General features: G+C 36.7%; 14 protein-coding genes. 10 read left to right on the top strand and 4 right to left on the bottom strand.

The features are described 5' to 3' along the window. Positions 1-72: 72 nt before the first annotated feature. The 5 genes from C245_RS0114155 to C245_RS0114130 all read left to right on the top strand — a co-directional run bounded on the left by C245_RS0114155 (position 73) and on the right by C245_RS0114130 (position 10,575). Positions 73-516 carry a nucleoside deaminase gene (locus C245_RS0114155; protein WP_017497260.1) on the top strand — a complete coding sequence of 148 codons (444 nt, stop codon included), beginning with the start codon at positions 73-75 and terminating at the stop codon, positions 514-516. A 762-nt stretch (positions 517-1,278) separates the two neighbouring features. After that, positions 1,279-6,948 (top strand): alpha-2-macroglobulin, encoded by a 5,670-nt coding sequence (locus C245_RS0114145; protein WP_017497258.1) that lies wholly within the window; start codon positions 1,279-1,281, stop codon positions 6,946-6,948. A 295-nt stretch (positions 6,949-7,243) separates the two neighbouring features. Next, positions 7,244-9,619 (top strand): penicillin-binding protein 1C, encoded by a 2,376-nt coding sequence (gene pbpC, locus C245_RS0114140; protein ID WP_017497257.1) that lies wholly within the window; start codon positions 7,244-7,246, stop codon positions 9,617-9,619. A gap of 114 nt (positions 9,620-9,733) precedes the next feature. Then, positions 9,734-9,958: a DUF2798 domain-containing protein gene (locus tag C245_RS0114135; RefSeq protein WP_017497256.1), complete on the top strand. Its 225-nt coding sequence runs from the start codon at positions 9,734-9,736 to the stop codon at positions 9,956-9,958. Between the two features lie 44 nt (positions 9,959-10,002). Further along, the gene (locus C245_RS0114130) at positions 10,003-10,575 is read left to right on the top strand and encodes a Crp/Fnr family transcriptional regulator (protein WP_017497255.1); all 573 of its coding nucleotides are present in this window, start codon (positions 10,003-10,005) and stop codon (positions 10,573-10,575) included. Between the two features lie 178 nt (positions 10,576-10,753). Here the strand turns inward: C245_RS0114130 and C245_RS0114120 are convergent, their stop codons facing one another. Both C245_RS0114120 and C245_RS0114115 read right to left on the bottom strand, forming a co-directional pair. Continuing rightward, complete coding sequence (locus tag C245_RS0114120) at positions 10,754-12,298, bottom strand: ribonuclease E/G (RefSeq protein ID WP_017497253.1); 1,545 nt, start codon at positions 12,296-12,298, stop codon at positions 10,754-10,756. 396 nt (positions 12,299-12,694) lie between these two features. Next, positions 12,695-12,985, bottom strand: a complete 291-nt coding sequence (locus C245_RS0114115; protein WP_007805026.1) for an HU family DNA-binding protein — start codon at positions 12,983-12,985, stop codon at positions 12,695-12,697. Between the two features lie 140 nt (positions 12,986-13,125). Between C245_RS0114115 and mutY the strand changes: the two genes are divergently transcribed. The 4 genes from mutY to gldD are packed head-to-tail and all read left to right on the top strand — an operon-like array spanning position 13,126 to position 16,532. After that, entirely contained in the window at positions 13,126-14,172 is a 1,047-nt protein-coding gene (gene mutY / locus C245_RS0114110) for an A/G-specific adenine glycosylase (protein ID WP_017497252.1), read from the top strand. 37 nt (positions 14,173-14,209) lie between these two features. Continuing rightward, positions 14,210-14,650, top strand: a complete 441-nt coding sequence (locus tag C245_RS0114105; protein WP_017497251.1) for a single-stranded DNA-binding protein — start codon at positions 14,210-14,212, stop codon at positions 14,648-14,650. Positions 14,651-14,673: 23 nt separating this feature from the next. Next, complete coding sequence (locus C245_RS0114100) at positions 14,674-15,969, top strand: gliding motility-associated protein GldE (RefSeq protein WP_017497250.1); 1,296 nt, start codon at positions 14,674-14,676, stop codon at positions 15,967-15,969. A gap of 2 nt (positions 15,970-15,971) precedes the next feature. Beyond that, on the top strand, positions 15,972-16,532 hold the full coding sequence (gene gldD / locus C245_RS0114095; protein ID WP_017497249.1) for a gliding motility lipoprotein GldD: 561 nt from the start codon (positions 15,972-15,974) through the stop codon (positions 16,530-16,532). 273 nt (positions 16,533-16,805) lie between these two features. Here gldD and C245_RS0114090 read toward each other — a convergent pair whose 3' ends face one another. After that, on the bottom strand, positions 16,806-17,267 hold the full coding sequence (locus C245_RS0114090) for a VOC family protein (protein ID WP_017497248.1): 462 nt from the start codon (positions 17,265-17,267) through the stop codon (positions 16,806-16,808). A gap of 120 nt (positions 17,268-17,387) precedes the next feature. Next, complete coding sequence (locus C245_RS0114085; protein ID WP_017497247.1) at positions 17,388-17,765, bottom strand: heavy-metal-associated domain-containing protein; 378 nt, start codon at positions 17,763-17,765, stop codon at positions 17,388-17,390. Positions 17,766-17,868: 103 nt separating this feature from the next. Here C245_RS0114085 and C245_RS0114080 point away from each other — a divergent pair, with 103 nt between their 5' ends. Beyond that, positions 17,869-18,735, top strand: coding sequence for a DMT family transporter (locus C245_RS0114080; RefSeq protein WP_017497246.1), 867 nt, complete (start codon positions 17,869-17,871; stop codon positions 18,733-18,735). The last annotated feature ends 439 nt before the right edge of the window (positions 18,736-19,174 follow it).

Raw genomic sequence — 19,174 nt, 5'->3', positions numbered from 1 at the left:
GCTAAGTTTTGATTAACGCTTTCTTGACTTTAACTCAGGGGAAATTATTTCAAAAAAACTATTTTTGCACTTATGATAAATCCCTTCACCGACGAATATTTTATGAAAAAAGCTTTGCAGGAAGCTGAAATGGCTTTTGAAAAAGGCGAAATTCCTGTTGGAGCAATCATTGTAGTTGCCGATAAAATTATTGCAAGAAGCCATAATCTGACCGAATTATTAAATGACGTTACGGCTCATGCAGAAATGCAGGCGATAACCGCTGCAGCCAATTTCTTAGGTGGAAAATACCTCAAAGACTGTACGTTATATGTTACCCTCGAACCTTGCCAAATGTGTGCTGGGGCTTTGTATTGGAGTCAGATTTCAAAAATTGTTTTTGGTGCTCGCGATGAACATCGGGGTTTCATGACCATGGGTACCCAATTACACCCAAAAACAACTGTGGTTTCCGGAGTGATGGCCAATGAAGCTGCCGATTTGATGAAACGCTTTTTTGTAGAGAGAAGGAAATAATTAGAATAAATATCCTCCCAGATAGACACATATAAATATCATAAAGCAATTAAAGCAGATGATATTATAAAATGTATTTTCTGAAAAGCCTTTTTTTGAAAGTAGTATTTTTGTACTTATCGCTATTGAAATAAGGAGAATAAGACAAGTGTATAATTGAATCCCATTAATACTTAAGCCGCTTGAAAGAAGATTGGTGTAATTTCTTGTTTTGGATTTTATTTTTGTTATAAATTTAAATATTAAGGAAGTTTCAATTTCAATATTATTTTCTTCAATATATTCTTTTGTAGTAGAAAAAGTAAATCCCTTTTGTGTAAAATAATGATAAGAAACTTTTTGTCTGGATTTTCCTGAAGTTCGAACAAAGTATTGAGTTATTTTATCATTAGTTTTTGAAGAGGGAAAAACATAATAGTCTGCAAAAGCAATTAAAATCAAAAATGAAATTATCCCCAACAGATATACAATGATATTTTTGTTTTTAATGATAAATTCATTTTCCGTAGAATAATTGTTAGAGTTACGAGACATTTTTTATGTATTAAGATATACGAAATATAGTGTTTTTGTAATAACCTTTTTTGAATTTTCAACAAAAGTTAAATAATTCAATCTACTGAATTTTCCTCTTAAAAGATTTAGAAAAATACATTATATTTATGCAATATAATTGACACACCACTAGTTTATTTACATAGCGGTAGAAGCTAAAGTACACTGTCAATTTCCAAATTCGTAAACCTGTAATTCTAAATAAAAGTGAAAGTAAAAGGACTATTTCTCGTGTTTTGTACGTTTTTTATTTTTCAATCCTGTGGCCGCAAATCAGCTGCCGATTTCAATTCCGATTTTTCATTATTCAAAGAGTACATTGTTAGTTTTACGGGAGGTATCGTCTCTTCGGAATCTGATATTAGAGTTGTTTTGGCTTTTGATAAAAAAGAATGGAAAGTGAATCAGGAATTAGACGACGATTTATTTGATATCTCGCCAAATGTACACGGAAAAGTAGTAGCACTCTCCACCAATACGATTGCTTTTATCCCGGAAAAAAAGCTGGAAGCAGGAACAGAATATCAGGTGACTTTAAACTTGGATAAGCTGATCACTATTCCAAAGGAAAAAGAGAAGGAACTTTCAAAGTTCAACTTTACCGTTAAAACCATCAAACAGGATTTTACTATTAATACGGAGGATATTCAATCTTATAGTAAAGATTACCAGTATCTGAATTGCGTATTAAAAACGGCTGATAATATGGATGTCGAAACAGCTAAAAAGTTAGTTACGGCTCATCAGAACGGGAAAGAGGTTAAAATTAAATTTGAAAAACAAACAGGAACAGCTAAAGAATTCCGTTTCAAAATTGATAGTATTCAACGGTTTTTAGAAGCTTCGAATCTGGAAATCGCATACGACGGAAGTGATTTTGATATTGAGCAGAAAGGGCAACTGGATTATCCAATTACAGGTGTGAATGAATTTAAAATTGTAAAAGTCGATATTCCGGAAGGGAACAATCAGTCCCTTTTAATTAATTTCTCGGAACCTTTGGAAAAAGGGCAGGATTTTAAAGGATTGGTCTCTATTCAGAATACAAACAATTTAAAATTTTCGACTCAGGGGAATGTCCTGAAAGTATATTTTAGCAATACAGCTCCGGAGAAAAAAGAAGTTCCGGTAGTGGCAGAAGAAAGTGCAGAGTTGGCAGTTGATTCGTCAGCAGTAGTTGTCGATTCTGCGGCAGTTGTTACGGATAGCAGTGCTGTGGTAGTGGTTCAGAACGAGGAAGAGACTCAGGAACCGGAACCAGTTTTATCGGGAGAATTGTTACTCGAAGTTTTTCAGGGAATTGAAAGTCAGTACGGCAAAAAGATGGACGCCAATTATACCGAGAAAATCAATTTTGACCAAATAAAACCTAACGTTCGATTCGTTAAAAACGGAACGATTCTGCCAAGTTCAAACAACCTGAAATTGAATTTTGAAGCAGTTAATCTAAGTGCGGTTGATGTAAAGGTGTATAAAATTTACAAGAACAATATTCTTCAGTTTTTGCAGTATAATGAACTGAACGGAAGTCAGAATCTCAAAAAAGTGGCACAACCCATAGCCAAAACCACACTGAATTTAGTCGAAAGCAAACTGATAAATCCGGCTAAGTGGAACACCTTTGCTCTCGATTTATCTAAAATCATTACGCCGGAACCAGGGGCAATTTACCGTGTGGAATTTGTTTACAAAAAGAAATATTCGCTTTATAAATGTGAAACCTCCGAAGAAAGTTCGGAGGAAGAGGAGGAGGAAGTAGATGAAAATGATGTGAACTACAGTAGCAATTCATACGACGATTACTATTATGACGATTACGACTGGAGAGAAAGTCAGGATCCTTGTACAGGATCGTACTACTATAATGCCAGAATTGCGACAAATATCTTAGCAACTGATTTAGGGGTTATAGCCAAAAGAGGTGAAAATAAATCGTACCTCTTTGCGGTTAATAATATCGTAACCACAGAGCCGGTTTCAAATGCGAGAGTGGATCTGTACACCTTTCAACAGCAAAAAATTGCAACTGCTGCAACAAGCAGCGAAGGAATTGCTGCGTTTCAACTCAATAAGTTTGCTTACTTTGCTATTGTTACTTTAGGAGATCAGTCTACTTATGTGAAGTTGGATGACGGTTATTCGTTATCCGTAAGTAATTTTGATGTTGCGGGTGAAACTTTGCAAAAAGGCTTAAAAGGATTTATCTATGGCGAGCGTGGTGTTTGGCGTCCGGGAGATAACGTGTATTTGTCCTTTATCTTAAACGATGCGTCAAATAAACTTCCAAAATCACACCCGATTAAATTTAGATTAAACGATCCGAATGGTAAAACAACGTATCAGACAATTCAGAAAACAAACGACCTGAATCATTACAGTTTTATCGTTCCAACTAGTGCCGACGCGCCAACAGGAAATTGGGAAGCAATGATAAGTGTAGGTGGTGCCAAGTTTTACAAAAGCATTAAAATCGAAACGATTAAACCGAATCGTTTAAAAATTAAAAATAATTTCTCCAGAAAAACACTATCATCCTCTTATCCAAATACCAGTACACTTGAAGTGACCTGGCTTCATGGTGCCATTGCAAAAAATCTGAATGTAGAAATGCAGGCAAAATTTTCGCAGCAGACGACTACATTTAAAGGATATGAGAAGTTTAATTTTGACGATTTGGTGCGTCAGTTTAGTTCAGAAGAAATTAATATTTTCTCCGGAAAATTAAATGAGAACGGAAAAGCATCGGTTGATATCCACCCAAAACTACAAGGGCAGGCTCCAGGTATGTTGCGTGCCGCCTTTATCACAAAAGTATATGAAGAAGGAGGTGATTTTAGTACGGATGTTATTTCGACGACTTATTCACCCTACAAAACTTATGTTGGGATAAAAGCACCGGAACCTAACAAATATGGAATGTTGGAAACCAGAACAAACAACCGTTTTGATATTGTTACTGTCGATGAAAATGGAAGACCAAAATCTGTGAGAAATCTGGAGGTAAAAGTGTATAAAGTAGATTGGCGCTGGTGGTGGGACGCTTCCAGTGATAATCTTTCAAATTATAACTCATCGGATGCGACCACTTCTTATAAATCTTTTGTGATCAATACAGATTCCAGCGGAAAGGGAAGCATTCAGTTTTCTTTAACCGATGAAGAATGGGGGCGCTATTTGATACGTGTTGCCGATCACACAGACGGACACGCAACTGCTTTAACCGTAAATATTGACTGGCCAATCTGGTCCGGAAAAACCCGTAACAGAGATGCATCTACAGCCAATATGCTGGTATTCTCTACCGATAAGAAAAATTATGCTGTAGGCGAAAAAGCACAGATATCTTTTCCTTCCAGTGAAGGAGGTCGCGCTTTGATTTCGATCGAAAACGGTTCAAAAGTGGTGCAGACCATTTGGGCCAAAACAAAACAGGGAGAAACTAAAGTAGAAATTCCGATTACAGCAGCAATGGCGCCAAACGTGTATTTTAACATTACACTCTTGCAGCCACACGCTTCAACTAAAAACGATTCACCTATTCGTATGTATGGAATCGTTCCGATAGAAGTGGTGGATAAAAATACCATTCTGGCGCCGACCCTCTCCATGCCGGATGTTTTAAAACCGGAGCAGACTTTTACCGTAAAAGTGGGAGAGAAAACCGGAAAAGAAATGACGTACACTATTGCAGTTGTAGATGAGGGACTTTTAGATTTAACTCGTTTTAAAACACCAAATGCCTGGGACAGTTTTTATGTTCGTGAAGCCTTAGGAGTTAAAACCTGGGATATTTATGATGATGTGATTGGAGCATACGGAGGAAAAATAAATCAAATCTTCAGTATTGGTGGAGATCAGGATTTAGGTGGCGGTAAAGCCAAAAAAGCCAACCGATTTAAACCAGTAGTGTTGTACTACGGACCATTCAAATTAGAAAAAGGTCAAACGAAAGCACATCAGCTGAAATTGCCTAAATACATAGGTTCCGTTCGTACGATGGTCGTTGCTGGTGATGCCAATACAAGTGCCTACGGAAGTGTCGAAAAAGCAACACCGGTTAAAAGTCCGTTGATGGTATTGGCTTCATTACCTCGAAAAATATCGCCTTCAGAAAAAGTAACTATTCCGGTAACCGTTTTTGCTACCGAAAAGAATATTAAGAAGGTAACGATTCAGCTTAGAACAAGCGGCGGACTAAAAGTAATGGGAAGTGCTGCTCAAAGTCTGAGTTTTACCCAACCTGACGAAAAAATGGCCTACTTTAATCTGGTAGTAGGTTCTGCTACCGGAATTGGAAAAGTGCAGGTAATTGCGACATCAGGAAAAGAGAAATCAGTATATGATGTAGAAATTGATATGACCAATCCTAATCCGGTTACAAATACGTATACGGATGTTGTTTTACCTCCAAATAGTACCAAAACCATTACCTGGAAAACTTTTGGAGTTTCCGGAAGCAATAAAGCCAGACTGGAAGTTTCCTCAATGCCAACCATCAATCTTAATGGAAGACTGCAATACCTCATTCAGTATCCGCATGGCTGTGTCGAGCAAACCACTTCGTCTGTTTTTCCACAGTTGTTTTTAAGCGATATTGTTGATTTGGATAATACCCGAAAAGGAATCATTCAAAAGAATATAACGGCCGGAATTAGCAAGTTAGGAAGTTTTCAATTGCCATCAGGTGGTTTAACGTATTGGCAGGGAAGTACCACTGCCGATGATTGGGGGTCTTCTTATGCCGGACATTTCCTGATTGAAGCAGAGAAAAAAGGGTATGTTTTACCGATTAACTTCAAATCAAAATGGATTTCTTATCAGCAAAGAGAAGCCAAACAATGGCGTTTTGAACCTAAATACGGTAATGATCTTGCTCAGGCTTACCGATTGTATACGCTGGCGCTGGCAGGCAATGCCGATTTGTCTTCGATGAACAGATTGCGCGAAACAAAAGGCATTTCAAACGAAAGTAGGCTTCGTCTGGCTGCTGCTTATGTTTTAGCCGGACAAAAATCAGCAGGACAAAATTTATTATTACGCACCAGTATTGACAACGAGTCCAGCGAGTACAATTATTACTATTATGGATCAAGCGAGAGAAACAGAGCGATGGCTTTAGAAACGATGCTGCTTTTAGGACAAAACCAAAAAGCATTCACTATGGCTTCTAAACTGGCTAAAGAAATGTCGACCAATCAATGGATGAGCACACAAACAACTGCTTATTGCCTGTATGCCATGTCTAAATTTGCTGCGAGCAACGGACCTAAAGGAATTAATCTTCAATTCAGCAAAAATGGAAAAGGCGAAACTATAAATACGCAAAAAACAATTGCCGACAGAAGTTTAACAGTTCAGACGGGTGCCAATAGTGTTGTCCTGAAGAATCTTAAAAATAACACAGTTTACGTTAGAGTTTTAAATACCGGAATATTACCAATCGGACAGGAAAATGCGATTCAGAGTGATGTTTCTGCTAATATTGTTTTCAAAAACAGAAAAGGAAGTGTTATTAATGTTTCGAAAATCAGTCAGGGAACTGAATTTGTTGCAGAAGTTACGGTTAGAAACCAAAGAAATGAAAGCGTTCAGAATGTGGCACTGTCACAAATCTTGCCTTCAGGATTTGAAATCGTAAATACCCGTTTCACAGACTACGGTGACGCAACCAATAATATTGCAGACTATATTGATATTCGCGACGACAGAACCAACTTCTATTTTGGAATGAAATCCAGAGAAACCAAAGTATTCAGAATTTTGTTAAATGCATCCTATTTAGGGAATTATTATTTACCGGGATTGCAATGCGAAGCGATGTACGATAACACCTTCCTGGCCAGAACAAAAGGATTCTGGGTTGAGGTTGTGAAATAAATTATTGGTTATGGATTTTTCGCCACGATTCGTGCGATAGCGAAGAGACAAAGCAATTCTCGAATCTAAATTATTATAAATTAATTCGAGAATTCGTGGCAAAAAAATCGGTGTTAATCTGTACAATCTGTGGCTAATAAACTTTGCGTATTTTGTAGTAAAATATAGTTTCAGGCAGATTTAGCAGATCAGGCAGATAAAATAAAATCTGCCAAATCTGCGGAATCTGCGAGCAAAAAAAACATTGCGGACTTAGCGAATAACGTAGCGACTTCGCGGTTAAATAAATATTACGTTGAAAAATAAACTTATCGCGTTTTCACAACGCATTATAAACTGGATTAAAAAGAATAAAATAAAATCAGCAATTGCATTTGTGCTCTTGCTGATTTATTATTTCTCCATTCCCCGAACATTGTTTAAAGAGCCGTACTCAACGGTTATCGAAAGTAAAGAAGGAGAACTGTTAGGAGCTAAAATTGCTCCTGACGGGCAATGGCGTTTTCCGGCGCAGGACAGTGTACCGGATAAATTCAAGAAATGTATTGTTTATTTTGAAGACGAGTATTTCTATAAACACCCCGGTTTTAATCCGGTTGCGATGGTAAATGCCATCAAACAAAACCAAAAAGCTGGAAAAGTAGTTCGAGGCGGAAGCACACTGACGCAGCAAGTCATCCGATTGTCCCGAAAAGGAAAAGGAAGAACCTATTTTGAAAAATTGATCGAAATGATTCTCGCTACGCGATTGGAATTGGGATATTCTAAAGATGAAATTCTCGAGTTGTATGCGGCCCATGCTCCGTTTGGCGGAAATGTTGTCGGGCTCGAAATGGCTTCGTGGCGTTATTTTGGCGTGCAGTCCAATCAATTGTCGTGGGCAGAAAATGCTACACTGGCAGTTTTACCTAATGCGCCGAGTCTAATCTATCCCGGAAAAAATCAAATCAAATTATTAAACAAGCGAAACCGACTTCTTCTTAAACTGCATAAAGAAGGCGTAATTGATCAGCAAACGTATGAACTTGCCATTGAAGAACCTTTGCCTCAAAAACCGTATGATTTGCCTCAGATAGCCCCTCATTTATTGCAAAGAGCCGCTAAAGATCAGGAAGGAACAAGGGTAAAGACTACGATTGATTATGCGCTGCAAAACAGAGTCAATCAAATTGCCAGATACTATTACAATCAATACAAGCAGAATGAAGTGCACAATCTGGCTATTCTGGTCATTGATGTTTCCAATCGAAATGTAATCAGTTACGTGGGAAATGCTCCAACCGATAAAGATCACCAAAAAGATGTTGACATTATTGATGCACCCAGAAGTACGGGGAGTATCTTGAAGCCTCTTTTATATGCCGGAATGCTGGACGATGGTGAATTATTGCCGAATACTTTAGTTGCCGATATTCCAACGCAGATTGCAGGTTACACTCCGCAAAACTTCAATCTGACTTTTGACGGAGCGGTTCCGGCACATCGGGCTCTGTCGCGCTCTCTCAATATCCCGTCGGTTTTAATGCTGCAGGAGTTTGGCGTGAATAAATTTTATGAGGAATTGCAAAAATTTAAATTGAAGGATATCAATAAAACACCCGATCATTACGGATTGTCCCTTATTTTAGGAGGGGCCGAAAGCAATTTGTGGGATTTATGCCGAACGTATGCAAATCTGTCTTCCACATTAAATTATTATGTTAAGAATCAGGCACAATACCGAACGAATGAATTTACGGAATTAAATTACCAGAGCAATTTTGAACCCGATTTTGGCTCAGAAAGTGATCAGAAGAACATCTTAGGTGCCGGATCAATTTGGGCAGCTTACAATGCCATGGAAGAGGTCAACAGGCCGGAAGGAGACGAAGCCTGGAAGTTTTACGATAGCTCTCTTAAAATTGCGTGGAAAACCGGAACCAGTTTTGGTAATCGCGATGCTTGGGCAATTGGTACAAATTCAAGATATGTAGTAGGAATCTGGGTTGGGAATGCAACAGGTGAGGGCAGGCCTACTTTAACAGGAGTTACAAGTGCGGCACCGATTTTATTTGATGTTTTTAATTTACTGCCAAGACAAAGATGGTTTCAAACGCCTTATAAAGATTTAGCAGAAGTTGAGGTTTGTCGTTTAAGCGGCTATTTGGCCAAAGACGGCTGTCCGAAAATAAAGCAATGGGTTCCAAAAAAAGGGAAATCGACTAGCGTTTGTCCGTATCACAAAACGGTTCATCTCGATACAACCGGACAATTTCAGGTAAACAGCAGTTGTGAGAGTATTGATAATATTGTGACAAAAAACTGGTTTGTTTTACCACCGGTTATGGCATGGTATTACAAGAGCCAGCATATTGAGTACTTGCCTTTGCCTCCGTTTAAAGAAGGTTGTCAGGGTACACAAACCACAACAATGGATTTTATCTATCCCAAAACCAACGGTAAAATTTATTTAACCAAAGATTTTAATAGCAAGGTTCAACCCGTGATTTTAAAAGTAGCCTATTCCGAAAGAGAGAAAGAGCTTTTTTGGTACGTAGATGACGTTTATAAAGCCACCACAAAAACGTTTCACGAATTACCGGTTACGCCAACTTCGGGAACGCATTACATCACAGTAGTAGATGCTTCCGGAAATGAAATCAGACGGAAAATTGAGATTGTGAGGGAATAAGATTTTTATAAAGAATCTAATTCTGGTTTGAAAAGTGTTTTTTGATTTATATCAAACTTTATACTTTTGGGTTTATACATCTTTGTGTTCAATTAATATTAAATAAATTTTAAAATGAACAAAAAGTATTTTAAGTACATCAACACATTGTTTGTTGTAATTCCAATGACATTGATTATGGCATTTGTAGGGCTAATGCGGAATTATGGATTTGGGGAAGATTGGTTTTTAAAGTTTCTGAAAGCTTGGAGTGTGATGCTGCCGGTTGCCTATATTGCAGCCTTTATCATTATTCCAAATGCCAGAAAACTAGCAGAAAAGACAACTGCAGGATCCTAATTCTGTAGTGTGTTTTTAGGTTTACAATTAGAAGAAATTAAGGAATGAAAGAGCAGCTCGCAAATTATATCAAAAGTATTATAACGGTTACCGAGGAAGAGCTGGTTGTAATTCTTTCTTGCTTTAAATCTTCAACTGCAGAAAAGAATGAACTATTAGTGGTTCATGGGCAAACCAACCAACGAAGTTTTTTTGTTGGTTCCGGTTGTTTGCGAATCTATTTTATTACTGAAGATGGTCAGGAAGCAACACGATATTTAGCGTTCGAAAATAATTTTGCAACAGCATTGTGCAGCTTTATTTCAAACGAGCCGTCTTTAGAATTTATTCAGGCGTTAGAGTCAACGGAACTGCTATACATTTCGAGTAGCGATTTTTATTATCTATTGGAAGTTATTCCGGCCTGGGAGAAGTTCTATCGTTATTATTTAGAAAAAGCATATGTAAATAATACCAACAGACTTATGTCTTTCCTTACTCTTGATGCAACAGAAAGATACAAACAGCTAATGAGCATAAATCCCCAAATTATTCAGCGTTTATCCAATCGAATAGTAGCAACTTACCTTAATATTTCACAAGAAACATTAAGTAGGCTAAAATCTAAGCGTTACTAAATTTTTACAAGATTATTGCGTATACGTGTCCGGCTGAGTGAAGTCGAAGCCCTTCTTTAATGAGAAAGCCTTCGACTCCGCTGAGGCTGACTGTCGTATCCAAAATGTTTTTTTTGGGGAATACGTAAAAAAGCGCACAAAAAAACCGCCAGTCTTTCGAAAGGCGGTTTTTGTTTTTTTATTCTGAAATAACATTTCCTTTTTTATCATAGAAATGGTATTCTAAGTACGTGTAAGCGTCACGAGGTATGATTTTCACCCATTTCTTATGTTCAAAAAACCATTTTGAACGTAATGATGGAAAACCTTTACTGAGGTATGCAGCCACAAATGGATGTACATTAAGCACAACTTTTTTGTGGGTTTTTAGAATTCTATCTAAATCAGATGAGATTTTATCAATGATTAAAATTGGCGCTTCGATTTCGCCATGTTCATTGTTTGGATCTTCTTCTCTGGTTTTAATATTAACTTCTGGTCTTACGCGTTGTCTGGTAATCTGAACTAAACCAAATTTACTAGGTGGTAAGATTTTATGCTTTGCTTTATCGTCGCTCATTTCTTCTCGCAAGAAGTCGAACAAAACCTTCCTGTTTTCTGGATTAGACATATCGATAAAATCTACTACGATTATTCCGCCCATATCACGCAAACGAAGTTGTCTGGCAATTTCGGCGGCGGCAATCATATTCACTTCCATGGCAGTGTCTTCCTGGTTGGTTGCTTTATTCGAACGATTTCCGCTATTTACGTCTATAACATGAAGAGCTTCAGTATGTTCGATAATAAGATAAGCACCTTTACTCATGGAGACGGTTCTTCCAAAAGAAGTTTTGATTTGTCTCTCTATATTGTATTTCTCAAAAATTGGAGTGTCATTTGATTGATAAAACTTAACAATCGATTGTTTTGAAGGGGCAATTTCTTGCAGATATTCCTTCGTTTGATGGTACAACTCTTCATCATCTATTTGAATACCACTAAAGGTATCGTTGAAAACGTCTCTTAATATTGAAGAAGCTCTGTTGAGTTCTCCTAATACTTTTGAGGGATGATGAGCAGTTGGTAATTTTTTACACATTGCAGTCCATCTGCCAAGCAGGTTCTGCAAATCTTTTTCTAATTCGGCTACGTTTTTGCCTTCGGCTACTGTGCGAACAATAACACCAAATCCTTTAGGTTTGATCGATAGAACAAGTTTTTTTAGACGATCCTTTTCCTTTTTGTCTTCTATTTTTTGAGAAATAGAAACACGGTCAGAAAACGGAACGAGAACAATAAATCTTCCTGCCAGTGAAAGCTCAGCGCTTATCCTTGGGCCTTTGGTCGATATAGGTTCTTTTACAACTTGAACTAAAACAGATTGATTGGCACTTAAAATATCAGTAATGATGCCATCTTTGTCAATCTCTTTTTCAAACTGAAAGGTTTTTAGGGAGAAATCTTTTATTTTACCTGCGCTTACAAGTTTTATGAATTTCAGTTGGGAAGCTAAGTTTGGACCTAAGTCATGATAATGTAAAAAAGCGTCTTTTTCGAAGCCTACATTTACAAAAGCAGCATTAAGTCCGGCAACTGGTTTTCGGATTTTAGCAATAAAAATATCACCAACCTGAAAGTTGCTTTTCTCTTCTTCTTTGTGTAATTCAATTAGTTTTCCATCTTTTAATAAGGCAAAATCTACGGCTTCAGAACTAGATCTAATGATTAATTCTTTATTCACACTGTAAATTTTTATCCGAACTTTCTAGCAATAGGCAGTAGGCAGTAGGCAGTAAGCAAAATAAATTGCTTAAAGCTTAAAGCTTATAGCTTAAGGCCTAATTGTAAGGATGGATTAAACAATATTTTTAACAGGTATTGAACCCGGGGAAAAGAAGATTAATAGAGAACAGAGTACAGAAGATAGATTTTTACGTCTATATTCTATTTTCTTTTCTCTTTCGTCTTTTTTCAATTTCAATGAACGTTTAAAAAGAAAAAAGTAGTTTAAAACTACTTTTTCTTCTTGTGACGGTTAGCTCTCGCTCTTTTTTTACGTTTGTGAGTAGCTACCTTATGTCTCTTTCTTTTTTTACCACTTGGCATATCGTGTCGATTTTATAATTAATTAATAGTATTACTTTGCTTCGTTATTTGTTTTTACTCCTTCTACAAAAACTTTTGCAGGTTTAAACGCAGGAATATTGTGTGCTGGAATTTTGATAGTAGTGTTTTTAGAAATGTTTCTACCAGTTTTTTCAGCTCTTGTTTTTACAATAAAACTTCCAAAACCTCTTAGGTAAACATTGTCTCCAGTTTCTAGTGAAGTTTTAACTTCTTCCATAAAAGTTTCAACTGTTGCTTGAACATCTCCTTTTTCAAGACCTAGTTTCTCCGAAATTTTCGCTACGATATCTGCTTTCGTCATTTTCTTTCCTATTTTATTTTATAAATGGTGTACTATTTTTTTGAGTTTGCAAATATAAGAATTAAAAAAATAATTAATCAAGCTAAATCGTTAAATTTTAATTACATAAACATTTACTTTTGTATTCTAAGTATTTTGCAATGAATTTTTCTAACGTGTTGATAAAATGGTATTTACAAAACAAACGTGATTTGCCATGGCGTAAAACGACCAATCCATACCATATTTGGCTCTCAGAAATTATGTTGCAACAGACTCGAGTTGCGCAAGGAACACCCTACTTTTTTGCTTTTACGAAGGAATTTCCTACTGTATTTGATTTGGCAAATGCTTCAGAAGAACAGGTTTTGAAACTTTGGCAGGGATTAGGCTATTATTCACGTGCCCGAAATTTGCATAAAACAGCTCAATATGTTGCCAATGAGCTCAACGGTGTTTTTCCTCCTAACTATAAAGAACTTTTAAAATTAAAGGGTGTTGGAGAATACACGGCTGCAGCAATTGCTTCCTTTTCTTATAATGAGACTGTTCCTGTAGTGGATGGAAATGTATTCAGAGTACTTTCTCGTTATTTTGATATTGAATCTGATATTGCTTCGCCTGCAACTAAAAAAGAGTTTACAGAACTGGCTTACGAATTAATGCCAAAGGATAATCCTGCTATTTTTAATCAGGCGATAATGGAGTTCGGAGCTTTGCAATGTGTGCCTAAAAGTCCTGATTGTGCGGTTTGTGACTTTAATGATAGCTGTGCAGCATTACAGAAGAAAAAGGTAGCCGTTTTGCCGGTTAAGTCTAAGAAAGTTAAGGTGACCAATCGTTTCTTTAATTATCTCATTGTAGAAGACGCTTTAGGAAATACCATACTTCAGAAAAGAACGGCAAAAGGAATCTGGCATAATCTGTATGAGTTTCCGCTTTTGGAAACAGATAAAATCGTAGACTTTGATGTAGTTTCGAAAGCAGTAACAGACACTGTTTTTACATCGTATACAATTATAGGTATAGAAGATTATGCAGAAAGTACTGTTATTCATAAACTTTCGCACCAACATCTGCACATACAGTTTTGGAAGGTTAAAATTGAGGGTTTAATAGAAAATGGCTTGAAAGCCAGTGAATTAAATGTTTTTCCTTTTCCAATTGTGATTCATAATTTTCTGGAAAAGCAGGAAATAATTTGCTAAAATAATGTATCTTTGGGATAAATACCACTAACAAACTATGAACGGAACATTAAATAAAGTGATGTTAATCGGCCATCTAGGCGATGATGTAAAAATGCATTATTTTGAGGGAGGAAACTGCATCGGGCGTTTTCAATTGGCTACAAACGAAGTGTATATCAATAAAACGACCAATGAAAAAATTACTTCAACCGAATGGCACAATTTAGTTGTGCGCAATAAAGCGGCCGAAATTTGCGAAAAATATTTGTCGAAAGGAGACAAGATATTTATTGAAGGACGTATAAAATCACGTCAATGGCAAGCTGAAGACGGTACTACAAAATATACTACAGAAATTCAGGTGACTGAGTTTACTTTCTTGAATACCAAAAAAGAAACCGGAAATCATAAACCTAATCAGGACAGTGAGTCGCCAAAAAACACTAACTTTGACGCAGCAAATGAAGGCTTACCTATAAACGATCTGCCTTTTTGAATGTATAACTAATTCTTTTTAATTTGGACCCGGAGCCCAGTTTGTTTCTTAATACGACAGTAGACATCAATTTGATAATTGGCTTTGTCGGAATATTTATTTTGCTGTTTTTATCAGCGATAGTGTCAGGTGCCGAAGTGGCACTTTTCTCTTTGTCTCAAAAAGATATCGACGATACTTTGCAGGAGAATCATTCAAAAGGAAAAATTATCTCCAGACTTTTAGACAGGCCTAAGAAACTTCTCGCAACCTTATTAGTTGCCAATAATCTTTTTAATATCGCAACAGTTATTCTGTTTTCTTTTATAGGCCAGAATATTTTTGAAGCCATAGAGTCTCCGGCTCTTAAGTTTATTCTCGAGATTATTCTGGTTACTTCGCTAATTTTGTTGTTCGGAGAAGTACTCCCTAAAGTTTATGCCAGCCGTAACAATGTAAAATTTGCTAAACGTACCGCCTATCCATTGGCTGTATTAGATAAATTACTCACGCCAATCAGTTTGCCGATGCGAAGTGTTACGCTATATTTGCATCATAAATTAGGGAAGCAGAAGAATAATTTCTCTGTAAATCAACTTTCACAAGCCTTGGAATTAACAGATTCAGAAGGTACGTCAACAGAAGAGCAAAAAATACTGGAAGGGATCGTGTCTTTTGGTAATACTGATACCAAGCAGGTAATGAGCCCGAGAATTGATATTTTTGCTTTAGAAATGTCAGAACCTTTTTCCGGGATTTGTCCTAAAATAATAGAAAAAGGTTTTTCGAGAATTCCGGTGTATCGTGACAATATAGACCAGATAGAAGGCGTTTTGTTTGTCAAGGATTTGTTACCGCATATTGATAAGGAAGAATTTGACTGGACCTCTTTAATCAGAAAAGCATTTTTTGTTCCGGAGAACAAGAAGCTGGATAATTTATTAAAGGATTTTCAGAGCCTTAAAAGCCATTTGGCGATAGTGGTGGATGAATATGGCGGAACGTCAGGATTAGTTTCTCTGGAAGACGTTATTGAGGAGATTGTAGGGGATATTAGTGATGAGTTTGACGACGAGAATCTGAATTTCTCTCAGATAGATGAAAAGAATTTTCTTTTTGAAGGAAAAATTAATCTCAAGGATTTTTACAGAATTGTAGCGGTTAATGAAGAAATCTTTGAATCGCATAAAGGTGAAGCCGAGACATTGGCCGGATTCATTTTAGAGATTTTGGGTAATTTCCCTAAAAAAGATCAAAAAATAGCGTTCGAAAACTGTGTTTTTACTATAGAAACAGTTGATAAGAAACGTGTAAAACAAATAAAAGTAACAATAGATTAAGAATGCTAAAAAAGACCATTTCACTAGCAACAATTTTACTGGCATTGACTGTTTTAAGTTGTAAAGATGATGTAGTGCCAAAACCTGCCGGTTTCCTTCGTTTGGACTATCCTGAAGCCAAATATGTAGGTTTTGAAAACAATTGCCCTTTTACTTTTGAAATGAATGAAGCGGCCGTAATCAAAGGAGAGAAAAATTGCGGATTTGCAATTACCTATCCAAAAATGAAAGCTACGATTTACCTCACTTATAAGCCGGTACAGGGAGATATAGTGAAATTGCTCAAAGATGCTCAAAAGTTAACCTACGAGCATGTTATTAAGGCAGACGATATTTTAGAACAGCCCTATTTAAACCCTCAAAAAAAGGTTTACGGAATGTTTTACCGCGTAGACGGAAATGCCGCTACAAACTCACAATTTTACGTTACAGACAGTACAAAACACTTTATAACAGGGTCGGTTTATTTTTATGCGAAGCCTAACTTTGATTCGGTTATGCCGGCCGCGAGTTACATCAGAAATGATATGCAAAGACTGATGGAAACATTAAAGTGGAAATAAAAGATACACTCAATTTTATACTGCCCTCAAAAAGTTAAATACTATTTGGGGGCATTTTATTTTTAAGGTTTTTAAAGAATTAAAATTTGCATCAATCCGAAAGAACCTGTTAGGGATAAGTATTAAGCGTAAATATTGAAGGCCATCGCTCTGAAAGAGCCTCAGCAATAGCATGGCGCAACGCGCTATGAAATAAATTAAAGGTAAGTATTGCCCTGAAGGGGCAAAAGCAGATTTACACGATATGGATCCCGAATTTTATTTTCCACAAACTCAGGAAGCAGAAAAAGCATCATTCATAAATTGTTGAAGCCCTTTTTCTTCAAGGATCTCAATCGAGAATTCTCCAAAACGTTTCGGAAGCCATATAATTCTAACACCACTTGGAGTATTAAGACTTTCTCGTGACAGTGCATTTCCGTTCTCGTCCTCCGGCTGCACACCTGAATTTACCAATTCATCAAAAGCTGCTTCGATGTCGGGAGTGGAATAGCAGTGGCGATAAATTGTTCCTTCGCCTTTTGTCTCCAATAATTTTTTTAGATTTCCGGAAAAAGGCTGTACCAGCATAAATCGTTCCTGACCAATTTTTACAACGGCATATACAACGTGTAATTCATCTCTCTCCCAGGTGAATTTTTTTGAGATCTCTGCTCCAAGGATTTTCGCGTAATAGTCGCATGCCGATTGCAGGTCGTTAACTAAAATGTCTATGTGGCTAAATTTAAGTTCCATTGTTTTTTAGGGCTGTATTGAAAGATGATTTATAAAAAAAAAACAGTAGCAAGCCTGAGTTTACTACTGTTTAAAGATTTATTTTTTTGTCAGTCTTTTTAGAACTGAACCATCGTCAAATTACGATTTAATATCTAAAACTTTATAGGTTTTGCCATCTCCGGTTGCCTGAACTGTCTTTGTTAAATTTTCCTGGTTTTGAACCGTTTTGTCAAATACAACAGTAGCTGTTTTTTTCTCAAAATCAACCGTTGCTTTTTCTACACCGTCAAGATTCGATAATTCTTTTTCGATTGTTTTGGCACATCCCATTGCGCAAGTCATTCCTTCGATTTTAAAACTTGAAGTCTGTACATTTTCAGCAGCAATTGCTTTGTGTTCTTTTGGAGCTGATTCTATATTTTTTATGTTAGCCAGGTTTTTATCTTCTTCTTTTTTGCAGCTTACCAGTACTAAACCTGCAATAGCAATCGAAGCTATGATTCTTGTAAATTTCATATTTTTAAGATTTTAATTTGCGAAAAAATGTTCTTTGCAAAATTAGTAAAAAGGAAGAGGTCAATTCGTAAAATTATTACAAATTTGCACTAAAATATGTTTTATGGATGCAAAACAATTAAAGTGGGCCTATTTATTGGTGCTTTCACTAATCTGGGGAAGTTCTTTTATCCTCATCAAAAGAGGTTTGGTTGGACTCACAGCAGTTCAGGTAGGTTCGTTCCGGATTATTTTTGCAGCTTTATTTTTATTGATTGTCGGGTTCAGAAGTTTGAAGAAGATCTCCCGCCGTCAGTGGAAATTTGTCGCCATAACGTCTTTCTTCGGAACTTTTATACCGGCTTTTCTTTTTGCCATTGCCGAAACTGAAGTTGACAGTTCAATCGTAGCCATTATGAACTCGCTTACCCCTTTAAACACCTTGGTTTTAGGAATACTTATCTTCGGAATTCAATTTCAAAAAAGACAGGTATTAGGTGTTTTTATTGGTTTGGTGGGGTGTTTATTGCTGGTTTTAAGCGGAGCATCTTCGCATCCGGGGCAAAATTACTATTATGTGATTCTGGTGGTTATCGCAACGCTTAGTTATGCAATAAATGTCAATCTGATTAAAAAATACTTATCCGATTTAAATTCGCTCAGCATTACAACAGGAAATTTTGCGGTATTACTTATTCCGGCTTTGCTTATTCTGAGTACGACCGATTTTCCGCAAAGAATGAACCTTGAAGTTACACAGCATTCTATTTTGTTTGTTATGATTTTAGGGGTTCTTGGAACCGGAATTGCAAATGTTTTGTTTTTTAAATTAATCCAAATTTCATCACCTGTATTTGCAACTTCGGTAACGTATTTAATTCCGATTGTGGCATTTTTCTGGGGGCTTTTGGATAATGAAATGCTTACGCCAATTCAGTTTTTTGGTGCTTTTATAATTTTAATAGGTGTGTATTTATCGGCTAAGAAGTAAGTTTGGTTGTGAAATGTTGTTTGTAAAAGGTTAGATGTGATTTTATGCAAATGTCATCCTGAGCGAAGTCGAAGGGTGCCAATTGGAACGGGGCTTCGACTTCGCTCAGCCTGACATTGATTTATCGCGAAGTTGTCATTTCGACGAAGGAGAAATCACACTCGTAATTCGACAAAGATTGACGATAATTGGGATGGGGTTCTGGTGTGATTTCTCCTTCGTCGAAATGACACGCGATGTTTTTTGTTTAATTTTGACTGAAAATTCTTACTCATTTAAAATTTTTAGGTATCTTTATGGTCCTAATAGTTAAGATTATGAATTTAGAAAAAAAAATTGCCCGTGTAGTATGGTGGCGGGATTGGAAACGACCGTAACGCTTTCTTAACAGCGTAGGACACCTTAGCTATGCGGGTTTTATATTTCCCTAAAAGTTAAG

The organism is Flavobacterium sp. WG21, from assembly GCF_000335775.1.
In the GTDB taxonomy this organism is placed as follows: Bacteria; Bacteroidota; Bacteroidia; order Flavobacteriales; family Flavobacteriaceae; genus Flavobacterium; species Flavobacterium tructae.
The sequence above is the reverse complement of the archived record's forward strand: the minus strand, read 5'-3'. Positions and strand labels throughout refer to the sequence as shown.